This is a genomic window from Nocardia abscessus NBRC 100374 (assembly GCF_000308455.1).
Lineage (GTDB): Bacteria > Actinomycetota > Actinomycetes > Mycobacteriales > Mycobacteriaceae > Nocardia > Nocardia abscessus.
Window position 1 is genome coordinate 1 of sequence record NZ_BAFP01000061.1, and the last position, 4,874, is coordinate 4,874.

Below are 4,874 nucleotides of genomic sequence, written 5' to 3' on the forward strand. Positions count from 1 at the left end.
CGGGGCGGCGGTTCGGCCAGATGCGCCCGCAGCACCGCCGCAGGGGTCGTGCGCGCGAACGGCACGGCGCCGGTGAGCATTTGGTAGAGGGTCGCGCCGAGGGCGTAGACGTCGCAGCGATGGTCGAGCGCCTCGCCCCGGATCTGCTCGGGAGCGACGTAACCGAGCGTCGCGATCAGCGCTCCCGCGGCGGTCAGCCCGGTGGTGTCGTCGCGGCTGCGCGCGATGCCGAAATCGGTGACGAAGACGTGGTCGCTCCCGTCGTCGCCGGTGGCGACCAGCAGGTTGGCCGGTTTGACGTCCCGGTGCAGCAGACCGCGCCGGTGCGCGGCGTCGAGTCCCTCGGCCGCCTGGGCGAGGATCTCGATCACCCGGCTCGGCGGCAGCGCGCGCGACCGCTGCCCGATCAGCTGTGCCACGTCCGAACCCGCCACGTACCGCATCGACATCCACAGCTGGTCGTCGTCGCTGCCGCGGTCGTAGATCTCCACGATGTTCGGATGGTCCAGGCGCGCGGCCAATTCGGCTTCCCGCTGGAACCGGGCGCGGAATTCGGGGTCGGCGCCCGCCGACGGGTCGAGGATCTTCAGCGCGACCGACCGCGGCAGCCGTGGATGACGCGCCAGATACACCGTCCCCATGCCACCCGAGCCGAGCGTGCGCTCGATGCGATACCCGGCGAATACCGAACCTGGGCGCAGCGTCATATTCTTCTCGTTCTCGGTTCAGATCGGCGCACCGCTCCACCATCTGTCGTACACGTCCTGGCCGCCGGTGCCGCCGGAAGCGCCGACGGTGCAGAAGCTGCGGTGATCGGTGAACGCCACGTCCAGCAAGCCGAAGCCGGCCAGGCTGTCGGTGGCCCAGCGGACCGTGCCCGCGCCGGACGGACGCGTCCATGGCTGTTCGTGCAGGTCGGCGCGGCCGAGCGTGTCGGAGGTATAGGTCACCGGGCGGCGGGACGGGTCGCAGCGGATGTTGACGTTGATCCCGTCGTCGGTGGCGGCCGGGCAGTGCAGCCAGGCGCCGCGATCGTCGTTGAGGGCGCAGCGTATCCCCTGATAGCCCACACCTTCGGGGTCGGCGGGGAGCAGGTTCGGGAACGCCTCGACGATGTAGGCGGCCGGGCCCCAGGCGGACGTGGCCGGAGTGCTGGTGGCCGCGGTGGTGGTCGTGGCCGACGAAACGACCGACGACGGGGCGGCGACCGCCGTCCCGCCGGATCGTTCACCGGTGCGCAGGAGAACCACGGCCAACCCCGCGATCACCGCCAGCACGACCGCCCCGGCGATCAGCGCGGATCGTCCGGCACCCGCACGCGGAGGTGGCGGCGGGAACGCAGGGGCGGGCGGGAGCGGCGCAGGCTCGAGCGCACGGATCGCGGCGGCCGCCAACTCCCCGCAGCCGGCGTATCTGGCCGCCGGGTTCTTCGCCATCGCCCGCACGACCACCTCGTCGATGGCCGTGGGCAACGCCGGGTTCGCCAGCGACGGGCGCGGCGGCGGCTCGTACAGATGGGCCTGGAGACTGGCCGCCGGCGTACGGGTACCGAAAGGTACCGCGCCGGTGAGCATTTCGTACAGGGTGCAGCCGAGGGAGTAGATGTCGGCCCGATGGTCGAGCGGTCCGCCGGTCAGCTGCTCCGGCGCGGCGTAGGCGAAGCTGGCCAGCACCGATCCCGTCGTGGTCAGCGACGCGGTGGCCTCCAGCGGCCGCGCGATACCGAAGTCGGTGATGCGTACCGCGTCCGACCCGTCGTCGGCCGTGGACACCAGAATGTTCGCCGGTTTCACATCGCGGTGCAGCAATCCGCTGCGATGCGCCGCGTCCAGCCCGCGCGCCGCCGCGGCGACGATCCGCACCGCCCGCGCCGCGGGCAGCACCGCCGGACCGCGGCGCACCAGCTCCGCGGCGTCCACGCCGTCGACGTACCGCATGCCGATCCACAGCAGGTCACCTTCGGCGCCCCGGTCGTAGATGGAGACGACATTCGGATGCTCGAGCCGGGCCGCCAATTCGGCCTCCCGCTCGAATCGAGCCCGGAATTCCGCGTCCGCCCCCAGATCCGGATCGAGAATCTTCACCGCGTCCAGGCGCGGCAGCCGCGGATGCTCGGCCAGATACACCGCACCCATCCCACCCGCCCCGATCCGGCGAATGATGCGATAACCAGCGAAGACATCGCCAGGCTGCACAGACACGACGCGCCCTCCTCCCTGACCGAGCAGAATACCGGCCATCGGGTCGCCTACCCGGCCGAGCCCATGAACACCTCGCCGGGGCGACCGCCCACAAGAGCGAGGGAGCGAGCTGATGTTGCCTCGAGGGCTCGACCGAGCTGGGACCCGAAACGGCAGCCGCCCCGTGTGGGAGGACACGAGTCGGCGTGCGGTGTTATTTCGGCTGGGCCGGGCCGGGATCAGCGGCCTTGCAGCCAGCTCTCCTTCAGTTGCCAGTGGTTGTCCCACCACGCCTGTACCACTGCGGGGTCGGCGTTCCAGGGTGGCGGGGGGGACTCTCCCGGGAAGAGCAAGGGTTCTTCAGGGGCTGCGGCGGTGGCCGGCGGCGGGGCCGGCGGTTCCGGGGAGATAGTCGTCGTCGTCGGCCGGTGCCTGTGCGGCGTCGGCGGCTGCTGTACCGGCGGTGGGGGGCCCGGCGGGACCGGTTCGATGGGCATAGGCTGGTCGTTCGCGGGGTACGGCGCTGGTTGCGGTGGCACCTCCGGTCCGGGATAGGGCCCGGGGGTGGACGCCGAGTCGGGCGGCGGGGCCGGAGGGATCTGTTCGAGCGCGGGGGCCGGGGGCACGGCGACGGGATTCGGCTCGGCAAGCTGGGGAGCGGAGATGGGCACCTGCACCGGGCCGTCGATCTCGGCGTTCGCCGGGCGGTTCTCGCGTGCCTGCACGACCGCGATCGCCGTTCCGCCCAGCAGCGCGGCCGCGGCCGCCCCGGCCAGAATCGCGCGGCCGACATGTCCGCGATCGGCCACTGGCGGCGCTGTCGGTGCGCTTCGGAACGGAGCGGCGGCGACCAGAGCGGCGCCGTACGCGGCCGCGTGGACGTAGTCGGGTGCCACGATCACGGGGGCGGCGAAGCCCAGCCGCGATGCAGCGACAATGTCCGGATTTCCCGCCGACGAGCCACACAAGACGACGGCGTCGGGCACCAGCCCCGCCGCCTCCGAAGCCGACTGTATCCGGTCGATCGCCGAGCCCGCGGTCTCGGCGTCGACGACACCGGACGACCACGAGTCGAAGGCGAGGATTTCCTCCCGATTCGGCCCGACCACGAGAGAGGACGTGTGGTAGCCGACGATCTCGAGTACCAGCAGAGTTCCGTACTCCGCCAGGCCCGGAGTGTTCTCGACCAGTGCCTGCAGCGCTGTCTTGGTCGACACGAGCGACGACGATCGCCACATCGCCGACGACAGTTGTGACACGATCGCGCGCCGCTCCGCCACCGTCCGGTACGCCACCGCGACGTCATCGAGTTCGGTGTCGGATCCGGCGCCGGCGGTCAACGCGTCGAGGGCGGCGGCGACCGACGCGGCAGTCGAGTGCTCGACCGGCTGTTCGACCTCCCGCAGCACCGTGGGCCGGGTACCTTGTGGCGCCGTGGACGACAGCATCACGCCACGCACCACGGTTTGTTCCGCTGAAATACCGACTGTGGCCCTCATGAGATCACCTCTGCTCGAGACCGGTCTTGAAGGAGGTTCGTCACCGCGGTCGCCAGCGATTGGCCGAGGTTCGTTTTCCCACCATGCACAGTCGCGTAGCGCCTCTGATGACAGCCCGCGAAAACTGCGACGGAAATTCTCTCGCAGCCAGTGGAACGTCCCGTCCGGCGTCTGCGACACATCGCACACTACACCCGTTACCAGGGCATTTCATCAAAGAACACGAGTTCACGCGGCACGACAGTCCCCTGCCGCGATCATCCGCCGTCGTGGCGCTTTTGTCGGCGTCCCAGGTACCGACGAGCTGAGCGCTGAATGTTTGCTCGATACCGCTGGTGGAAGCGGCAACGGGCATCGCCCAGAAAGTGTTCGTCCGGTCCGGAGAAAGTTTCGCTGTGCATCGCGGCGCCCTGGCCTGATCGCCGATCAGGCCAGGGGAAGGTCGGCCCGCAGCACATCGGACGCCACGAGGTGTCGGCTCGGACAGGCCACGCACGCGCGAATCAGCTCGATGACCTGAAGCTCCGGACGTGGACGGGCAGTACCGACCATCCCTTACCGGAGGAACGCCCCGCAGCGGGCCGCCTGCACCGCCGCGGATCCGCCCGGCGCTCCGAAACGAACGTCAGCCGAAGTCCCGCACACTTCTGCGCGGGCTCGTCGGCTCCCGCAGGCAGTGCGTGACGATCAGGGCGTCCACGAGGTCGTCCGGCGGCGCAGGGCGGAAGCTCGCGAGTCAGCCTGCCGGCGGGGGCGGCGGCGGTGCGGGCAGCGGAATCACGATGCCGAAGGGGAGGGTGATCCCGGGCGGCGGCGTGGGAGCCGGTTCCGGGGCGGGCGCCGGTTCGGGTTCCGGTGCGGGCGGTGTGGCGGTGGCCGGTTCGGGGTTACCAGGTGCGGCGTCCTGCTCAGGGACACCAGGTGCGTTGGGCTGCTCGGGCGCACCTGGTTCGGGGCCGGTGGCGGCGTCCGATCCTGGTTGCGAGCAATCGGCCGCTCCGGCCTCGCCCAGTTCGGATTGCCCGGCGGCGTGCGGGTTCGCCTGCGCTGCGGGGTTGTTCGGGTCGTGGTCGGGTAGTTGTCCGGGGGCCGCGCCGAAGGGTTGCCCAGGCGCGAGCGGGGTGCGCCCGATGCCGGCCTGTCCGGGTTGTGGCATGGGTGCGGGGATGGGTTGCGCCGCACACGGATGCACGGG

3 protein-coding genes and 1 pseudogene are annotated in these 4,874 nt (G+C 71.0%); all 4 read right to left on the reverse strand.

Annotation, left to right across the window (positions count from 1 at the left end; genetic code table 11):
- The coding region (locus tag ON19_RS11495) for a serine/threonine-protein kinase (RefSeq protein WP_043690008.1) at positions 1–707 on the reverse strand (707 nt) is incomplete at its 3' end.
- A gap of 18 nt (positions 708–725) precedes the next feature.
- The gene (locus ON19_RS11500) at positions 726–2,201 is read right to left on the reverse strand and encodes a serine/threonine-protein kinase (RefSeq protein ID WP_043690013.1); all 1,476 of its coding nucleotides are present in this window, start codon (positions 2,199–2,201) and stop codon (positions 726–728) included.
- Between the two features lie 218 nt (positions 2,202–2,419).
- A complete protein-coding gene (locus tag ON19_RS38840; protein WP_157229666.1) occupies positions 2,420–3,679 on the reverse strand; it encodes a hypothetical protein in 1,260 nt (419 codons plus the stop codon).
- Between the two features lie 736 nt (positions 3,680–4,415).
- Positions 4,416–4,874: pseudogene (locus ON19_RS43115) on the reverse strand (hypothetical protein); the annotation flags it as partial.